Annotated in this window: 20 protein-coding genes and 1 tRNA gene; 6 read left to right on the forward strand and 15 right to left on the reverse strand. The window is 50.7% G+C overall.

The genetic code is table 11. The features are described from left to right. The first annotated feature begins 36 nt into the window (after window positions 1-36). Entirely contained in the window at window positions 37-189 is a 153-nt protein-coding gene (locus ACO0LK_RS02560) for a hypothetical protein (protein WP_422971889.1), read from the forward strand. Window positions 190-246: 57 nt separating this feature from the next. Here ACO0LK_RS02560 and ACO0LK_RS02565 read toward each other — a convergent pair whose 3' ends face one another. The 6 genes from ACO0LK_RS02565 to ACO0LK_RS02590 form a co-directional block, all read right to left on the reverse strand. Next, window positions 247-744, reverse strand: coding sequence for a Csu type fimbrial protein (locus ACO0LK_RS02565; protein ID WP_422971891.1), 498 nt, complete (start codon window positions 742-744; stop codon window positions 247-249). Window positions 745-915: 171 nt separating this feature from the next. Further along, a complete protein-coding gene (locus ACO0LK_RS02570) occupies window positions 916-1,413 on the reverse strand; it encodes a Csu type fimbrial protein (protein ID WP_422971892.1) in 498 nt (165 codons plus the stop codon). 241 nt (window positions 1,414-1,654) lie between these two features. Continuing rightward, on the reverse strand, window positions 1,655-2,122 hold the full coding sequence (locus ACO0LK_RS02575; protein WP_422971893.1) for a Csu type fimbrial protein: 468 nt from the start codon (window positions 2,120-2,122) through the stop codon (window positions 1,655-1,657). Window positions 2,123-2,124: 2 nt separating this feature from the next. Next, on the reverse strand, window positions 2,125-4,371 hold the full coding sequence (locus ACO0LK_RS02580) for a fimbria/pilus outer membrane usher protein (protein ID WP_422971895.1): 2,247 nt from the start codon (window positions 4,369-4,371) through the stop codon (window positions 2,125-2,127). A 32-nt stretch (window positions 4,372-4,403) separates the two neighbouring features. Further along, on the reverse strand, window positions 4,404-5,114 hold the full coding sequence (locus tag ACO0LK_RS02585) for a fimbrial biogenesis chaperone (protein WP_422971897.1): 711 nt from the start codon (window positions 5,112-5,114) through the stop codon (window positions 4,404-4,406). A 28-nt stretch (window positions 5,115-5,142) separates the two neighbouring features. Next, on the reverse strand, window positions 5,143-5,592 hold the full coding sequence (locus ACO0LK_RS02590; protein WP_422971899.1) for a Csu type fimbrial protein: 450 nt from the start codon (window positions 5,590-5,592) through the stop codon (window positions 5,143-5,145). Window positions 5,593-5,981: 389 nt separating this feature from the next. Here ACO0LK_RS02590 and ACO0LK_RS02595 point away from each other — a divergent pair, with 389 nt between their 5' ends. Both ACO0LK_RS02595 and ACO0LK_RS02600 read left to right on the forward strand, forming a co-directional pair. Then, the gene (locus tag ACO0LK_RS02595; protein ID WP_422971901.1) at window positions 5,982-7,451 is read left to right on the forward strand and encodes a response regulator; all 1,470 of its coding nucleotides are present in this window, start codon (window positions 5,982-5,984) and stop codon (window positions 7,449-7,451) included. Next, window positions 7,451-8,101: a response regulator gene (locus ACO0LK_RS02600; RefSeq protein ID WP_422972446.1), complete on the forward strand. Its 651-nt coding sequence runs from the start codon at window positions 7,451-7,453 to the stop codon at window positions 8,099-8,101. The genes ACO0LK_RS02595 and ACO0LK_RS02600 overlap by 1 nt, the downstream gene beginning before the upstream one ends. A gap of 55 nt (window positions 8,102-8,156) precedes the next feature. Here ACO0LK_RS02600 and ACO0LK_RS02605 read toward each other — a convergent pair whose 3' ends face one another. Both ACO0LK_RS02605 and ACO0LK_RS02610 read right to left on the reverse strand, forming a co-directional pair. Then, on the reverse strand, window positions 8,157-8,597 hold the full coding sequence (locus ACO0LK_RS02605) for a response regulator (RefSeq protein ID WP_422971903.1): 441 nt from the start codon (window positions 8,595-8,597) through the stop codon (window positions 8,157-8,159). Then, window positions 8,590-10,422 carry a sensor histidine kinase gene (locus tag ACO0LK_RS02610; protein WP_422971905.1) on the reverse strand — a complete coding sequence of 611 codons (1,833 nt, stop codon included), beginning with the start codon at window positions 10,420-10,422 and terminating at the stop codon, window positions 8,590-8,592. The genes ACO0LK_RS02605 and ACO0LK_RS02610 overlap by 8 nt, the downstream gene beginning before the upstream one ends. Between ACO0LK_RS02610 and ACO0LK_RS02615 the strand changes: the two genes are divergently transcribed. Beyond that, window positions 10,421-10,570: a hypothetical protein gene (locus tag ACO0LK_RS02615; protein WP_422971907.1), complete on the forward strand. Its 150-nt coding sequence runs from the start codon at window positions 10,421-10,423 to the stop codon at window positions 10,568-10,570. The genes ACO0LK_RS02610 and ACO0LK_RS02615 overlap by 2 nt on opposite strands. A 397-nt stretch (window positions 10,571-10,967) precedes the next feature. Here ACO0LK_RS02615 and ACO0LK_RS02620 read toward each other — a convergent pair. The 6 genes from ACO0LK_RS02620 to petA form a co-directional block, all read right to left on the reverse strand. Beyond that, window positions 10,968-11,043, reverse strand: a tRNA-Thr gene (locus ACO0LK_RS02620). Window positions 11,044-11,101: 58 nt separating this feature from the next. Further along, on the reverse strand, window positions 11,102-11,599 hold the full coding sequence (locus ACO0LK_RS02625; RefSeq protein ID WP_422971909.1) for a ClpXP protease specificity-enhancing factor: 498 nt from the start codon (window positions 11,597-11,599) through the stop codon (window positions 11,102-11,104). A gap of 110 nt (window positions 11,600-11,709) precedes the next feature. After that, entirely contained in the window at window positions 11,710-12,321 is a 612-nt protein-coding gene (locus tag ACO0LK_RS02630; RefSeq protein WP_110256517.1) for a glutathione S-transferase N-terminal domain-containing protein, read from the reverse strand. A 149-nt stretch (window positions 12,322-12,470) separates the two neighbouring features. Continuing rightward, window positions 12,471-13,235 carry a cytochrome c1 gene (locus tag ACO0LK_RS02635; protein ID WP_422971911.1) on the reverse strand — a complete coding sequence of 255 codons (765 nt, stop codon included), beginning with the start codon at window positions 13,233-13,235 and terminating at the stop codon, window positions 12,471-12,473. Between the two features lie 22 nt (window positions 13,236-13,257). Beyond that, window positions 13,258-14,670, reverse strand: coding sequence for a cytochrome b (locus ACO0LK_RS02640; protein WP_422972448.1), 1,413 nt, complete (start codon window positions 14,668-14,670; stop codon window positions 13,258-13,260). Then, window positions 14,670-15,284 carry a ubiquinol-cytochrome c reductase iron-sulfur subunit gene (gene petA / locus ACO0LK_RS02645; RefSeq protein WP_422971913.1) on the reverse strand — a complete coding sequence of 205 codons (615 nt, stop codon included), beginning with the start codon at window positions 15,282-15,284 and terminating at the stop codon, window positions 14,670-14,672. Before petA ends, ACO0LK_RS02640 begins: the two co-directional genes overlap by 1 nt. Before the next feature lie 342 nt (window positions 15,285-15,626). On the opposite strand from petA, the gene mscL reads away from it, so the two are divergent. Beyond that, the gene (mscL, locus tag ACO0LK_RS02650) at window positions 15,627-16,046 is read left to right on the forward strand and encodes a large conductance mechanosensitive channel protein MscL (protein ID WP_422971915.1); all 420 of its coding nucleotides are present in this window, start codon (window positions 15,627-15,629) and stop codon (window positions 16,044-16,046) included. Between the two features lie 51 nt (window positions 16,047-16,097). Here the strand turns inward: mscL and ACO0LK_RS02655 are convergent, their stop codons facing one another. After that, window positions 16,098-16,865: a Nif3-like dinuclear metal center hexameric protein gene (locus tag ACO0LK_RS02655; RefSeq protein ID WP_422971917.1), complete on the reverse strand. Its 768-nt coding sequence runs from the start codon at window positions 16,863-16,865 to the stop codon at window positions 16,098-16,100. A 7-nt stretch (window positions 16,866-16,872) separates the two neighbouring features. On the opposite strand from ACO0LK_RS02655, the gene ACO0LK_RS02660 reads away from it, so the two are divergent. Beyond that, on the forward strand, window positions 16,873-18,048 hold the full coding sequence (locus ACO0LK_RS02660; RefSeq protein ID WP_422971919.1) for a Do family serine endopeptidase: 1,176 nt from the start codon (window positions 16,873-16,875) through the stop codon (window positions 18,046-18,048). Window positions 18,049-18,052 lie beyond the last annotated feature (4 nt).

Below are 18,052 nucleotides of genomic sequence, written 5' to 3' on the forward strand. Positions count from 1 at the left end.
TATGCAGCGGTAGCAGTTCAAGTATTGGAGAGTGGAATGAGAAAAAAGCAGGGAATGCCGGAAAGGCGGGGGATACAGAAAGCTGACTATTCCGGCTTAAATATGACAGACCCGGCGCCCCGGGTATGTCTGTCCTGGAAAATCTGCCTGTCAGAAACCATCATCAAGCTGGAAAACATCACATTATAAAAATCTGGCGTACACGTCCGGCCATTCCCTCCATGTGAAGGGGCCGTACCAGGTCAATCAGTAAGTCAAGGTAACGGTAACAGTATCGCTATACGTACCAGCGGCGACACTCTGTCCACCAGGTACCCGGCCATACACGGAAATGGATTGGGCGGAACCAGTACCTGTACCAATCGCCGTATCGGAACCCACGGTATTGCCCCAGACGGTGCTGCGACCTGCATCCTTGTAGAGGGAATACGTCAGCGTGCCACTGACAGAACCTGTCATCTTGCGGGCTGCCATGGTTGCGCCCGAGCCACCACCGGCATCCAGCCCAACGTTATAAGATGTGCCATTAGTGCAAGTGATGCTGACGGCTGCGCTATTGTCGATCTGGCTGCTTGCATAGGTACCAAAAGCCAGGGAAGCACCAGTCACGGAACAAGCCGACAAGACGGTAGCAGACACTGACAGGCTGCCAGTAGAAGTCGCTGCAAAGCTGCTGGCTGAAACGCACAGGCAGATGGCAGAAAACAATTTGGTGATCAGGCGGTTACGGTTTGCGTTGGACATGATGTTTTCCTCAAGCTGAATTATCGGGTTTTGGTTTTACCAGAAGTCGGATTTTTCATATTTCTGAATAAAACGCTGTGATAGAACTTTATGCTCAGCATGCTTTCAGTGGTATCAGGGTAAACCTGAGTTTCTCTGTATATGACTCAGGGTTTTCCTGATCTTACTCAATCAGTATGTCAGGGTAACGGTAACGGTATCGCTATACACACCGGCATCGGCATTCTGTCCGCCAGGTACCCGGCCATAGACAGACATGGATTGGGCAGCACCAGTACCTGTACCAATAGCCGTATCGGAACCCACGGTATTACCCCAGACGGTGCTGCGACCGGCATCCTTGTACAGAGAATAACTCAGGGTGCCGCTGACAGAGCCTGTCATCTTGCGGACAGCGGTAGTTGCACCCGAGCCACCACCGGCGTCCAGCCCAACGTTATAAGATGTGCCATTGGTGCAAGTGACGCTGACGGAAGCGCTGTTATCGATCTGGGCATTTGTGTAACTGCCAAAAGCCAGGGAAGCCCCCGTCACCGAACAGGCAGCCAGGACGGTGGATGACACTGACAGGCTACCAGTGGAGGTCGCTGCAAAGCTGCTGGCTGACATGCACAGAAAGACGGCGGGCAATAATTGGTGTATCAGGCGATGGCGGTTGACGCGGGACATGATGGTTTCCTCAGGCTGGGTTCGGGTTCTGGTTCTGGTTCTTCTGTAAGCCAGGTTTTTCACTGTTTTGAGTACCTGCACTGCAATAGAACTTTATGCCCGACAAGCTTTATGTGGTATCAGGGTAAGCCTGAGTTTTGCCGTATATGACTCAGGGTTTTCCTGATATCGACAAAAATCGGTAAAATTATTTACCGCGTGTTGAAAACCTGTTTCATCCATACATCAGTCAATACATTCTTCAATACGTCAGCAAAATCGTGACCGTATCGAGATAGGCTCCGGCCTTGACGTTCTGTTTGGCAGCGATACGCCCATACACGGAATAATTGCGTATCACCGGTACCACTACATTGAGCAGGTAACCGTCATTCACTACAGTGGAGCTGGCAGTGCCATCCCCCCAGACGGTGGTGCGCCCGGAATCACTATATAGCTGGTACGTCATTTGTGAGCTGCCATTAGTCATGATCCTAGACCCTATGGTGCCTGTCAGACCGGCATTCAGCTTGACGCTATAGCTAACCAGTATCGACACCAGGGCATTACAGGTCACCGTCACCGTGCCGCTGATGTCAGAGGGCGTATTCGATAGCGGATCATAGGTACTGAACGTCACTGGCAGCGTGGAAACCGTACACGTCAGGGCTTGTGCCTCGTAACTGAAGGCCAGCATCAGGATCAAAAATAGTTGACGAAAATAGCGCATGGTCATTTACAGGTAAGTGGTCCTATCACGGGTATCGTGTCTTTTTGTGGAAGACTGCCCGCGCTCATACGACATCTGGCCCCGGTTGCAGTAATGATTTCGAGGTTGTTATCGATCTGCACTTCAGGAAAATACGTTTCACCGTCATACCCGACCAGTGCCTGCATGCCGCCGCGCTTCATGCGGACCTGGCTGCCGACAGGCAGGAATTTGCCATCCTGGTCACGCAATATGATGCGCGCACCCAGGCTTCGGGCAAGTTTGAAATGCGCAATGACACCGTTACGGTGCTGTGGTCTGACTGTTTGCTCAGACACGCCAACCTGTACATCCAGTGGCAATTCCGTGAGGTCAAGGGAAATCCTGTTGAGTTCATACGAGCGCAAGTCGGGTATCAGCAATTTGCCACGCCGATCAGTACGGCCCACCTTGCGGTTTTCAGCAAATACCGGGACATCGCTGATACCGTTGGTATCCACGATGGCAAAACTGTCATCCACCCAGTTGGATAAAAAGAAAGAGCGGTCAGCCCATACCAGGGCACCCCGCACATTGACACGTTGGCTCAATACGTCGGCATTTTGTGCAAAGGCAAAACTGGCGCGCGCAGCATCACCCCGATACGAAAACTCAGCCAGCCTCTGCGTATAGTCACCTTCATTTGTCTGCAACTGCCAGCCGATGTCACCGGCTACAATAGCCGGCCGGGATGCCTGTAGCGCCAGGTTGCGCAAGCCACCACCAGAGGTATAGGTAGCGCTGGCACTGTCCCTGCCACCGAGGGCCATCAACAGGCCCACAGTCAGGCTGTAACTTTGGTCTGTACTGTTGTGAAATCCTGTCAGAAAAAAATTCGCGCGATTGAAAATAGATTTGAAATAAGAAAAGGAAAATATGTCGGCATCCACCTGCCTGATATCGGGCATATTTTCCGTACCCGGCAAAGTCATTTTTGCCGAGGTATACCCCAGATTTAAAGAACCATATTGTTGCGAGTACAAGCCAACACCAGCATTCAGCAAAGTGCGCGGTACAGGGGAACCATAGACAGCTCCGATGTCGCGATAATCACGATCTGCCTGCAACTTTGAAATGGAAAAACTGGCCTCTGCCGCACGCCGCTCAAACCCCAGCATATATTGCTGGCCACGGCGATCCCCCATGCTGCTGCCGCTGATTGCAGCGCTCAGCACGCCCCAATCGTACAAGGTGGTTGCCAGCCCCATTCCAGCCAGGCGCAGGCCGTTGGCAGCTTCGGCATGTCCTTCCAGAGTCAGGGTTGGTGACCATCCGTAGCGCAACGATGTGGATGCCACCATGCCGCCATAATCGCTGCTCTGCAAGCCATAATTCCTGCGTAACGCGCCAGCCTCCAGCGAATACGAAAACAGGCCATCCCGCAGCAATTTTTCACTGGCATAAAACGGTATGTTCCTGAAGGTCTGACGACCCAATGCGTCGGTCACCGCAATGGACATGGTACCGGCACCTGTGGCGACCGGTGCACGTCGGATCTCAAAAGGGCCCGGCGGTACCGCTTCCGACAACTGACGTATTCCGTTCAGGAACAGATCCACATTGGAAGCCACTACCGCTTCACCACGCAGGTCTGGCGTAGGAAAAGTGACCAGGTCTGGCCGCAGACTGAAATCAGTAGAAAGCTGCAAGCCTCCCATCCGTACCGGTCTCGACCACATCAGTCCATTGCTGATAAAGTCACCGGCACGATAACGCTGCATGGACGTGAGACTGGAATAAGTGTACGTGCTGTCAAGCCGCAAGGGACTGAACTTGCCGCCCTGTGCATAGGCCAGCCCAGTATTACTGAATACATGGGGGCCGTAAAATACCCTGGCCTCTGCCAGGCCACTGACAGCCCGGACGCCCGAGGTCTGCGACGCCAGGACGTCATAATTAAGCAAGGCACCCAGGCTCTTGCCGGCCAGTGCTTCGTCGTCGGCGGAAGTTACGGTCAATTGTGTGGTAGTCAGCAAATTCGCGCGCACATTGATATTGATTTTCTGCGCTGCCATATCAAGTTGAAAATCATCAGAAAAGCTGGACAGGTCGACTTGTTCGCCCTTTTGGCCTGTAAGACGTAAGCCGGCAGCCTGTAACTCATCAACGCTTGCATATAACTTGCCGGCGCGTCTGGTAAACGGCAGTACTGATTGCGTCTGACGCCCGTTCACACTCACCTCCAGTAATAATATTTCGTCCACCGGAGCAGCCTGAAGCAAAGTCGTCATACAAAAAAACATGGCACAAATGACCAGTAATTTCATGGCATGACGATGGTATCCACTTCGATGGCACCGGTATCTGCCGTTGCATATATCTTCACCGGCAATCCGGCTTTGAGCTCTGTAGCCGATTCAAATTCATAGCGACGTTTTGCACCTGGCAGGGCATACGGGTTGGCAGCGGCTTTCGGTACCAGACGTCTACCGTCCGGCAGGCCCACGCTGATGTTAAGTAACCTGGTCCTCTGGCCGCCCTGATTTTCTACAGTGATGGTTTGCTTGCTGCCGGCTTCGACACGCCAGTTGATGCGTGCTGCCTGCGGCTTGTCCGGTACAAGAAATACCGGCATGGAAATACGGAACTTGAAATTGACTGCGACCTGACTTTCGTCTGGAATTTCATCAATCAACAGGCGATAAGCCAGCTCGACATTGCTGGACTGGGCCTTGCGTGACACCACCCGTATGACCTGGGATGCGCCAGGCGCGATGCTGAACATGGGCGGGCTGATCAGCAGGGTCTCGGTGCTGTTGAGCTGATCATCATTGTCCAGTTGGGTCCATTCAAAACCACGGACTTGCAGGGAAACAGCGTGATCGTCCTTATTGACGATACGTATAACACCAGCCGTACGATTCATGCCCAATTCAAGTACGACAGGAGCGATCTCGAAATTGGAAGCACGGGCAGAGAAAGAACCTGCCATCAAACTGAAACCAAGAATTAAAACACATGCATAAGGAAACATGACGTCTCCTCCATAGCGAGGTTTTACATCAATAGGTCAGGGTGATGCTTACCGCTTCATTGTAATTACCAGGTGTAACTACCTGACCAGCCGGGATGCGACCATATACAGGCAGATTTTGCAGATTGCCATTACCGGTACCGGCGACGGCATTGCTGTCCACAGCATTTCCCCAGAGCTTGCTATGCGACGCATCCTGAAACAAGGCATAGCTCAGTGTGGCATTTGACGGACCGGACATTTGTCGTGCATTGGCATTGGCACCACCACCGCCAAGACTCACCACGTAAGCCGTGCCTTGCGAACAATTCACACCTATATTGCTGGTTTGTTCAACAGGCGTAGTTTCATAATTGCCAAAGGAAATTGCCGAACCCTGTACTGTGCAAGATGGGACAACCACTGCAGATACTGCCAGGCTGGCAGTACGATTCTCTGCCAGCGCTGGTGTTAGTATAACAAGTAAACTGGAGAACATTGCAAAATTAATTATTGATTTTGGCAATGTTTTTATTTTATTGAAAAAAATACACATTATTTTATATGAGGGACATCAATCTTCACCGGCATGGTCGATTACCTGAGGCAACCAAACCTCTGAGCGCAGGTTTTAGCCTGCATTCATCCGGCATTCATCTGTTTTGACAAAAAATTACACTTAATTCTATAATAATTGCTAATATCTAATTTGCAATTATATTTGTTGTTATGACTAGCTTTTCTGGCGGTAAAACAATCAGGCAGGACTAAGCACAAACAACAAGTCTGAAGCTGTAAGGATATAGCGATATTCCCTTATCAGCATGCAAAATCGCTTTTTTATACAATATTTTGCCTTCTACTTGCTAACTGTATAAGGACCAGTTGATGAATATACCGCTGCGCGTACTTTTGGTTGAAGATGTCAGCGAAGATGCGGAGCTGATCGTCCGCGAACTCAAGCGCGGCGGCTTCGCGCCTGACTGGTTAAGAGTGGACAATGCCAAGGCGATGCAAAGCGCACTGGAAGAATCGAAGTGGGATATCGTCATTTCTGACTATTCCATGCCTTCTTTTAGCGGCTTGAATGCGCTAGAAGTTCTGAAGCGCCTGAAGGTACAGATTCCCTTCATCATTACTTCAGGCACCATCGGTGAGCAAACTGCGGTCGAAGCCATGCGTGCCGGTGCCGATGATTTCTTTCTCAAGCAGAATATTGCCCGCCTGCCACTGGCAATCGAAAGAGAGTTGCGCGATACCGTCCTCAGGCGGAAAAAACTGGCCAGCGAAACCTCGCTGCGGGAAACTCAGGCACGTTTCCATGCCTTTATGAATAATGCCCCCATGCCTGCCTGGATCAAGGACAGGGACTTGCATTATGTCTACGTAAATACAGCCCAGGCCAGCTTCTTTGGCATGTCGCCAGCAGAAATGATAGGGCGCGATGACTTTGATCTTATGTCGATTGGCGCCGCACAAAACTCACGTCATCATGATGAACAAGTCCTGGCCACCAAGGAAAGCCTCAGCACCCAGGAAACCATCGCAGATGAAGGCCTGACCGCTCGGATATTGAATATCACCCGCTTCCCGCTCAATGTGGGTGAGTGCACGCTCATGGTCGCCGGCCTGGCAATTGATGTGACGACACAGGTGCATATTGACAAAAACCTGAAAGCAGCCAATCAGCGCCTGCAGATATTATCCAGCAGCGTTATAGAGGTGCAGGAAAGAGAACGCCAGCATCTGGCACGTGGTCTGCATGATGACGTGGGGCAGTCACTGACCGCGCTCAAAATCATGCTACAGGCAGCACAGAAAAATGATGCAGAAAACCGCAATGCCAAGCTACAGGAAGGCATAGAACTGGTATCCAGCATTTTGTCACAGGTACGTACACTGTCACTGGAATTGAGGCCACCACAGCTTGACAACCTGGGCCTGGTATCGGCCCTGCGCTGGTATGTGGAAAGCAAGACCTCAGAAGATGGCTTGCATGGCTGGTTTGAATATGAAGGTGAAATCACCAAGCTGCATCCGGATATAGAAAATACCTGTTTTCGCATCGTCCAGGAAGCCATCACCAACATCCTGCGGCATGCCCGGGCCAGCAATATCTGGGTCAGGCTGGACAAGAATGAAAGCAATCTGATCTTGCGTATACGCGATGACGGCAAGGGCTTTGACGTGGACAAGGCGCGCGAGCATGCAGTACGTGGCAATAGTTTCGGACTACTGAATATGGAAGAACGTGCCCTGCTGGTGGGTGGCACGATGGATATCACATCTTCTCTGGGTAGTGGTGTAAGCATCGATGTCGTGCTTCCGTTTACCCCCGGCATCAGGGAGCTCACATGATCAATATACGTGTTTTGCTGGCAGATGATCACGCGCTTGTGCGCAGCGGCATACATTCACTGCTGAAATCCATGCCTGGCATACAGGTGGTGGCCGAAGCTGCCGATGGGGCCGAAGCCCTGTTGCTGGCAGGCACCCACAAGCCTGATCTGGCAATTCTGGATATCGCCATGAAAGGCATGAATGGCGTCGAAGCCGTACGCCGTTTCCGTGCCCAGCAACCAGATATCAAATTACTGATGCTATCCATGTACAGCAGTGAAGAGTATGTGATGCAGGCACTGAATGCCGGTGCCAACGGTTATTTGCTGAAAGATTCCGCCGCGTATGAGCTGGAAAAAGCCATACGTCAGGTCATGCAGGGCCAGCGTTATCTGGACTCCATACTGTCACCCCAGGCACTGGATGAATATATGCGCCGGGTACTCGACAAGGGCACCAATGTTGAAGTGCTGACGCCAAGGCAAAGACAGATATTGCAATTGATCGCTGAAGGAGACAACACCAAGGAAATTGCCTACCGGCTCAATCTCAGCGGCAAGACGGTCGAAACCCACCGGGCACAGTTGATGGAACGGTTGGATATTCATGATGTACCCGGCCTGGTTCGCTATGCCATACGCAAGGGCCTGACTACAGCAGAAAAATAATGGCACCCGTTACGGTGCCGCGCAGTACTCTGCGCTTATGAACAGGGTAAGCCTCTTATTTGGGCACCTTGTTCATCACTGTCCAGTACAGACCAACCTGAGCAACTACGCTCATGAAAGCATCGAAATCAACCGGCTTGATCAGGTAGCTATTCACACCCAGCTTGTAACAGTCGGTCACGTCGCGTCCTTCTGCTGACGAAGTCAGCATCACTACCGGAATAGTCTTGCTGCGGTCATCAGCCTTGAAACGCTTGAGCACTTCGACACCATCCATTTTAGGCATTTTGATATCCAGCAAGATCAGCTTGGGATCGCCCTTGTTGCGGTTCGCGTATTCTCCAGTACAAAAGATGAAATTCAATGCTGCCACACCATCCTTGACCCAGACCAGCTTGTTGCCCAGGTTATTCTTTTTCAGCGCGCGTATCGTCAACTCCGCATCTTCTTCACTGTCTTCGACCAGCAAAATTTCTACGACTTCCAGTTCATCCATTGTGCTCTCCTATTGGCAAGGTGAAAAAGAAAGTGGCACCTTCCTCGACTATTGATTCCGCCCAGACGCGCCCGCCATGCCTGCTGACGATACGATAAACGATAGCCAGACCAACCCCAGTACCGCTGAATTCATCAACATGGTGCAAGCGCTGAAACACACCAAACAATTTGTCATAGTATTCCATATTAAAACCGGCACCGTTATCCTTGATCATATACTTCAGCACACCATTTTCTTCGCAGCCGCTGATTTCGATACGTACCTGATTTTTTTTACTGCTGTACTTGATGGCATTCGACACCAGATTCACCCAGACTTGCTTCATCAGACTGCGGTCAGCAAAAGCTGATGGCAATGCCAGCACCTGTATCTCTGGCGGGTTCGGGATGTGCTGGATCGCTTCGTGTATGACTTCGTGCACCAGTGCCGTCATATCAATCTGAAATTTGACGACATCCTGACGACCCAGCCTGGAAAAAGCCAGCAAATCATCAATCAGATTCCCCATGCGCTGACTATTACTTCGTATGACTGCCAGGTAGCGTGTTGCGCTTTTATCCAGACTGTCAGCATAATCCTCTTCCAGCATGCGACCGAAACCATCGATGGCGCGCAAGGGTGCACGTAAATCATGCGAAATGGAATAGGTAAAGCTTTCCAGATCGGCGGTACGCTCGGTAATCCGTGCTTCCAGTGTCTGATTCAATTCCTGTAGTTCATCGTTCAGTACTGCCTGCTCACGGGTTCTTGCTTCCACCTTGTTCTCCAGCTCTGCATTTGATTCTTGCAAAGCCTGCTCCAGTGCCGTACGTTGATCATTCTGATTTTTAAGTAGCCAGAAAGTAAAAAGTAAAATGGCAAAGCCAAGCAGGTTACCCATCACAATAATTGAAATCGTACTGGACGTACTTTGTATGGAATCCTGCTTTCTTTGTACCAGCAAAAGACTTTCCGCATCGGCAAACTGGGTCATCGCCATGATCAGCGGTTTAAATTCCACATCCAGCCTGGCAGCATTCGCATTCTGGGATTCTTCAGGCAAAATCTTCCGCGCCGCTTCCAGGTGCCGCTGCAATATCATGCGCAACTGCGCCAGCCTGTTTTGCTGTACGGGGCTATCTTTACTCAGACGCTGCAACTCAAGTATTTTGTCGTCAATGGCCGCCGTGACAGAATTGAATTCATGCTGATCGCTGGCACGCCTGGCCTGCTGCAAGGTATCTGTCACTTCATTGGCAAACAATCTGACCTGATAAGTATGGTCAACCCAATTGGTACGTGCATCCAATGCGCGCAAACTGCCATAAGACACAAACATGGTAGTCAGCAATACCGTGATTGCCACTCCAAGGAATAGATAGATATTCGATTCTTTTTTTGTCGCATTGGCAGACCCGGATTGCTCCAGCAACAGCGCACAAGCAAACAGACTCATGCCCAGGCCGGTTGAAAAAGCCATGCGCGGAAAACCGTACCAGGTATAGGCAAGGTCCAGCAGCAAGGCGTAGCCCACCATACCCAGCACACTGATCGTCAGCATGATGGCCGCGAGCATGCGCGGTTTAAGATAAAAGGCCAACTGTTTGTGCTGTAGACCGATACCCCCGACAATGAATGCCAGTGCAGTATTGGGTGCCATACGGCCTGGATAAGGATTGGCATCATCAAACCAGCGATGCAGCCATGGCATGTCCAGTCCGGTGCCAATGGAGAGCAGATTTTCCAGCAACATCGTACTGCCAATCAGGATGATAAGGACACCCGCCAGATTACGCACCATCGTGCCCGGTAGCACGCGAAACATCGGCAAAGCCAATGCCATGCCCGCACAAAAAAAACAGAATGCCGTCGAAAATACCATCACCGTACTGCTGGGGAAAATTAAGACCCATAGTGGCTTATGGGTCACCCAGCCCAGCATTGTCTCTGCACCGAGCGCCATCAAGCCTAGCCCGATCAATCCCGGTTGAGTGACAAGCCGCTTCATAGTCTGACGCTCCTTGCGGTCAAAGTTTGATGCATATCCAAACACATATCACTTCTGGATCAGGCCCAGGCACGTTGTTACGGATGTGCATAAAATTTTAGTAGATTTCAACCATGGCAATTTCAACAATTGACAAAATGAGAATATCAGAAAAAATCGATTTTGCCAGTAATTATTGCAATCGATTATCTATTTAAACAAGTCTCATCGAATTTCTGCGAACAATTGCATACATTAAGGATGCTAAGCACGCTACCAGATCATGGCAAATACCAGCCTGACTGTCGCACTTCATATTGAAAAACTGCTGGGGGAGATTTACAACAAGAAAGAAAACAAAGAAAAAACCCACCGTTATTGCTAACGATGGGTTTTTAATTTGGTGCCGACTGCCGGAATCGAACTGGCCACCTGATGATTACAAGTCAACTGCTCTACCAAATGAGCTAAGTCGGCGAAACTTTTTTCGTTTTTGCTACGTTACCGTTGCATTCCCGAAGACAAAGATTATAGGCTACTTTATTATTTTTAGCGAGGGCTTTTCTGATTTTTTTTCAGGTTTTTTTACTTCTTCCTGCGAGGCTACAGTTTCGGCCGTTTCCGCCGGTGCTGGCTTGCTGTTCACTGCGGCCAGGCCGAGTACAGGCTTGACGGGTTCATCTGCTGCTGCATCCGTTTCCGGGTTCTCATTTGCTTCACTGAGATCGACTTCGAACGCCATACCCTGACCGTTTTCACTGGCGTACACCGCCATGACGTTTTCAACCGGCACATGGATATCGCGCGATACGCCGCCGAATCTGGCTTTGAAGGCGACGGCGTCGTTATCCATCTTCAGGCCACTGGTGGCACCAAAGCTGATGTTCAGGACAATCTCGCCATTGCGTACAAATTCCATGGGAACACGAGCGGCATGATTCACTTTGACTGCCATATACGGGGTGTAGCCATTGTCGGTACACCATTCATAAATGGCACGCATAAAATAAGGCTTGGTGGATATTTCTTGCATGGCTATACCATCAGACGGAAAGTGTATTTCAAGAATAGGCGCGGAGCCTAAAAACAACAAGGCTGACGTAGTGCATCAGCCTTGTTATCCCTATCTGCTACGGACTGCGCTTAACGGCGCATGACCTTTTCAGAAGGTGTCAGTGCTTCAATATAGGCAGGACGAGAGAAGATTCGTTCTGCATATTTCATCAGCGGTGCTGCTGTCTTCGACAATTCTATGCCGTAGTGATCGAGGCGCCACAACAATGGGGCAACGGCCACGTCCAGCATGGAGAATTCATCACCCAGCATGTATTTGTTCTTGACGAACAAAGGAGCAAGCTGCGTCAGACGATCGCGGATTTCTGCGCGAGCCTTGTCCTGTACCTTGGCCGACGCGGTGTTCTTGTCGTTTTCCAGAGTATGGACGTGAATGAACAATTCTTTTTCGAAATTGAACAACATCAGGCGGGCACGTGCACGTTGCAGCGGGTCTGCCGGCATCAGTTGCGGATGCGGGAAACGTTCATCGATGTATTCGTTGATGATATTGGATTCATACAATATCAATTCACGCTCAACCAAAATCGGTACCTGACCATAAGGATTCATGGTCGAGATATCTTCCGGTTTATTAAACAGATCAACATCGCGGATTTCAAAATCCATGCCTTTTTCAAACAGAACCAGGCGGCAACGTTGGGAAAATGGGCACGTTGTGCCCGAGTAGAGAACCATCATTTTATAGTTCCTTAGAAACGATCAGGGCGAGGAGCCAGTTTTGCGCACCTCACCCCTGGGATTACACGTCCATTTACGACGGAGAAAAACGGACGATCTCAAAAATCCCCGGTCCACACTGCAAGCAGCGTCAACCGGGAACATTACATTTATTTAACTTCTTTCCAGTACGACGCATTCAGACGCCATGCCAGTGTTGCCAGTGTTGCCATGAACAGCAATACCCAAACACCCAGGCGTTTACGTGTGCTTTGTGCAGGCTCACCCATCCATTGCAGGTAAGCGACCAGGTCACCCACTGCATTGTCATACTCGAGAGAAGTCATGGTACCTGGTTTGACTGTTTCAAAACCGTCGAATTTATGTACGGTTTTGGATTCGTCATGCGCGTCTTTTTCTTCTACCATTTTGACTTTACGCGTGCCTTGCAGTTCCCACAGTACATGTGGCATGCCGACGTTAGGGAACACCATGTTGTTCCAGCCAGTTGGACGGGATTCATCTTTGTAGTAGGTACGCAGATAAGTGTAAATCCAGTCTGCACCAGAACCAGCTTCAGATGCCTTGGCACGGGCAATCACGGACAGGTCTGGTGGCACTGCGCCAAACCAGGCCTTGGCATCTTTTGCTGCCAGCGTGGTTTTCATCAGGTCACCAACTTTTTCACCCGTGAACAACAGGTTTTGCCTGATCTGGTCATCTGTCAAACCGATATCTTTCAAGCGGTTGTAACGCATTGCAGACGCAGAGTGGCAATTCAGGCAGTAGTTGACGAACAGTTTTGCGCCGTTTTGCAAAGCAGCCATATCCGTAGAACGGTCAGGTGCGCGATCCAGTGGGAAAGTACCGCTATTTGCCAGTGCCAGTGCAGGAGCAAAAGCCAACACAGCGATCAGTTTTTTAAGTAATTTCATGCTTATTCTTCCTCGCTTTTTCTCAGTGCGCTGCAAATGTAACGCGCTTTGGCACAGGCTTAAATGTACCCATTGCACTCCACCATGGCATCAGCATGAAGAAGCCGAAATAAATGATCGCGCAAACTTGAGAAATACGCTCACGAATTGGTGAAGGCGGCTCGACACCGAGGTAACCCAGGGTAACGAAGGCAATACCGAAGACGATGTACACATATTTGTGCCAGTCTGGACGATAACGTATTGATTTAACTGGAGAAACATCCAGCCAAGGCAGGAAAGCCAGGATCACGACGGAACCGCCGAACAATACCACACCCCAGAATTTCGCATCGAGAGCGCCTGGCATCATGCCAGCAATAGCGACCAGTGCAATGCCTGCAACTGCGATCTTCAGCAATTGTGGCAATTTGGTAGTCAGCCAGATCAGTGCCACATAAGCAGCAGCACCCGCTTGCACGACGAACAGGAACTCGGAAGTGGTTGCACGCAGAATCGAATAGAAAGGCGTGAAATACCAGGTAGGAGCAATGTGCGGAGGCGTTTTCAGGGAATCTGCCGGGATAAAGTTATTGTATTCCAGGAAGTAACCACCCATTTCCGGTGCAAAGAACACGACTGCACTGAAAATTGTCAGGAACACAGTCACGCCAAAGATATCGTGGAAAGTGTAGTAAGGATGAGAAGGTACGCCATCAACAGGGTGACCATCCGGACCCAGGTTTTCCTTGATTTCGATACCGTCAGGGTTGTTCGAACCCACTTCATGCAAGGCGATCAGATGCGCAACCACCAGACCCAGCAAGACCAGAGGAATGGCGATGACGTGGAAAGAGAAGAAGCGATTCAATGTCGCATCAGATACCACATAGTCACCACGGATCCACAGGGACAGATCAGGGCCGATGAAAGGAATGGCACCAAACAGGTTAACAATAACCTGAGCGCCCCAGTAAGACATCTGACCCCATGGCAGCAGGTAACCGAAGAAAGCTTCGGCCATCAGGCACAGGAAGATGGCAAAACCGAACAACCAGATCAGTTCACGTGGCTTGCGATAAGAACCGTACAGGAAAGCACGGGTCATGTGCAGATAGACCACAATGAAAAATGCCGAGGCGCCGGTCGAGTGCATGTAACGCACCAGCCAGCCCCAGGGCACATCACGCATGATGTATTCAACCGATGCAAACGCCAGCGTTGCGTCTGGCTTGTAATGCATGACCAGGAAGATACCGGTAACGATCTGGATAACCAGCACCAGCATCGCCAGGGAACCAAAGATGTACCAGAAGTTGAAGTTCTTTGGCGCGTAGTACTTGCCCCATTGATCATTCCACAGCTTGGTCAGCGGGAAACGGGAATCAACCCAGTTCAAGGCCTTGTCAACGACAGGAGCGTCCGCCGGGAGTTTTTTCTCAACAAATGCCATGATTAAGCCTCGCCTTTCTCATCTTTACCGATGATGATTTTGGTGTCTGATAAAAACATGTGACGAGGCACATCCAGATTTTGCGGAGCTGGTTTGTTTTTATATACACGCCCAGCCAGATCGAAAGTCGAACCGTGGCATGGGCAGAGGAAGCCGCCTTTCCAGTCATCCGGCAAGGATGGCTGCGCGCCTTCCTGGAATTTTGAACTTGGAGAGCAACCCAGGTGAGAGCAGATACCGACGGCAACCAGAATGTCACTGTGTTCTTTACGTGAACGACTTTGCTTTTCGCAATAATCTGGCATTTCCATGGTGTAGGGTTTTTCTGACTTTGGATCAGCGACCTTGTCTTCTGTCTTGGCCAGACTCGCCATCATTTCTGGTGTACGCTTCAGTATCCATACTGGCTTACCGCGCCATTCCGTAGTCGTCATCTCACCCGGTTTCAAGGCCGAAATGTCGACTTCCACCGGAGCACCTGCTGCCTTGGCACGCTCGGATGGCTGGAAAGTGCTTACCAGCGCCCCTGCCGTTGCCAAGCCTGCCACACCACCCGCCGCGCAAGTGGCGACGAGCAAACCGCGACGGCCGGAATCGACCTGCTTTTCGATACTCATACCAACCCCATTCTGTCAATAATCAAAACTTGATGAAGCAAAACCCAGCTTCTAGCAACCTTAAATTATAAATGAGCCGGGTATGGTTTTAAAGAAAAAGATATCCGAATCATCAACTTGAAGGCTTTTTTCAACATTTAAGCCCTCATTTGCGCGCTTCAGCTAGTCTTAAGCCTGTTTAAAGTCCAGAATCCTGATAAGGATTTGGTATTTGCACAGAGATGGAAAACAAAATTGACAAAATTCTCCATCCTTTTCATATGATTTGGGCATTAAAATCTTGTCACTTATATTTTGGGCATGGCATTTGTAGCCGCCCTGGCCGCCAAACAGGAGATTTTCATGAGTATGTTGCAAGAATTTAAAACCTTTGTCAGCCGTGGCAACGTCGTTGATCTGGCCGTTGGTGTCATCATCGGTGCCGCTTTTGGCAAAATCGTTGATTCGCTGGTGGGTGACATCGTCATGCCTGTCATCGGCCGTATCGTCGGTGGTCTGGATTTTTCCAACTACTACATTCCGCTAAATGGTCAGGGTACGCATCTGGTACTGGCCGAAGCGAAAAAAGCCGGTGGTGTTATCGCTTATGGTAATTTCGTCACGGTCAGCGTTGGTTTCGTTATCCTGGCGTTCGTGATTTTCCAGATGGTCAAACTGGTCAACGCCATGAAAAAGGCAGAGCCGACACCAGCACCGGCACCAGAGGTGACGGCAGAAGATATTCTGTTGTTGCGTGAAATACGCGATGCATTGAAGAAGTGAACATGCCATTCCCCCCCCTTGCCTGCAAGGGGGTAGAACTTCAACGATACCTCACACCGGATTATCAATATCCACGAAGCTATGCTCAATGCCGAGCTTCGCTGCAATGAAATTCCCCAGGTTTTGAACGCCAAAACGCTCGGTCGCGTGGTGACCACAAGCCAGGTAAGCCACGCCTGATTCACGCGCCAGATGTACGGTGGGCTCGGAAATCTCCCCACTCAGGTAGACACTGGCACCTGCTGCAATCGCCTGATCCAGCATGTTCTGCGCGGCACCAGTGCACCAGGCTATGCGTCCCAATGGTGTTGCCGGGTCACCGATCAGCAAGGGCTTGCGCCCCAGTTTATGCTCAACATGCAGCGCCAGATCGGCCATTGTATTGAGTTGAACATTGTCTGCCTGCCCTAGCCAGCCAAGGTCATTTTCACCAAAACGCCCATCCGGCAGCAAACCCAGACAGCGGGCCAGGCCAATGTTATTACCCAGTTCCGCATGTCCGTCCAGTGGCAGGTGGTAGGCAAATAATGAGATATCATGCTTCAATAGCAATTTCAGCCGGCGGTGTTTTTGTCCGATCACGCGCATGTCTTCGCCGCGCCAGAAATACCCGTGATGCACGAGTATGGCATCAGCCTGAAGTTCCACCGCTTTCTCCAGCAAGGCAAGATTGGCGGTCACGCCGCTGACGATATGTTTTATTGTATCCCGCCCTTCCACCTGCAAGCCATTTGGGCAATAATCACGAAAGTAACTGACTTGTAATTCTTTTGCCAAAAAATGGCCCAGTTCATCCCGATTCACTGATTTCATACTCATTCTCACTATGCGTCGTCTTTGGTTATTGTTTGCCCAAACTGTCACTGTCGGTCTGGCGATATGGTTTATTGTAACCACCTTGAAACCCGCCTGGGTAAAAGGTGGTTATCGTGCGGGGCAGGATCTGCCCATGAATGCAGGTGTCACCGTCAAGGAAGCACCACCGAATAGCGTGCCGGCACAAAGCTCGTATGGTGCGGCGGCCAAGCATGCCATGCCGTCGGTCGTGAATATTTACACCTCGAAAGAGGTCAGGCAGCGTCGCAATCCCTTGCTCAACGATCCATTCCTCAAGCGTTTTTTTGGCGATCAGCAAAACCCGCAGGCAGAACGTCTGTCCAGCCTGGGTTCTGGCGTGATCGTCAGTACCCAGGGCTATATTCTGACCAATAACCATGTGGTCGAATCTGCCGACGATATCGAAGTCGCATTGGCCGATGGTCGCAAGGCCAATGCCAAAGTGGTCGGCACCGATCCGGAAACCGATCTGGCGGTCATTAAAATCGATTTGACCGATTTACCTGCCATCACCTTTGGTCGCTCGGACCAGGCCAGCGTTGGTGACGTGGTGCTGGCCATAGGCAATCCCTTCGGCGTCGGCCAGACTGTCACCATGGGCATTATCTCGGCCCTGGGCCGTAATAACCTGACCGACAATGCCTTTGAAAACTTCATCCAGACCGATGCCGCCGTCAATCCCGGCAATTCTGGTGGTGCACTGGTGGATGTGAATGGCAATCTGCTTGGCGTCAATACCGCAATTTATTCGCAAAACGGCGGTTCGGTAGGCATAGGTTTTGCCATTCCGGTATCCACCGTCAAGCTGGTGATGGAATCCATCATCACCAATGGCCACGTGGTGCGCGGCTGGATAGGTGTAGAACCGCAAGACATCACGCCCGAGCTGGCTGAGAGCTTTGGCCTGAAGCAAAAATCCGGTGCCATCATCGCTGGCGTCATCCGTGGCGGCCCAGCCGACAAGGCTGGCATGAAACCAGGTGACATCCTGATCGCAATCGAAGGTAAAGCCGTGGGCGACACCACCCAGATGCTGAATCTGGTAGCGCAGCTAAAACCTGGCAACAAGGCTAAAATTACCGTCTTGCGTGACACGAAGGAACCCACACTGGAAGTCCTGATAGGCAAACGCCCACCGGCACGCAGAGAAGAACAGAGAGAGTAAAACC

It is taken from the genome of Undibacterium sp. Ji49W (assembly GCF_049340205.1).
In the GTDB taxonomy this organism is placed as follows: domain Bacteria; phylum Pseudomonadota; class Gammaproteobacteria; order Burkholderiales; family Burkholderiaceae_D; genus Undibacterium.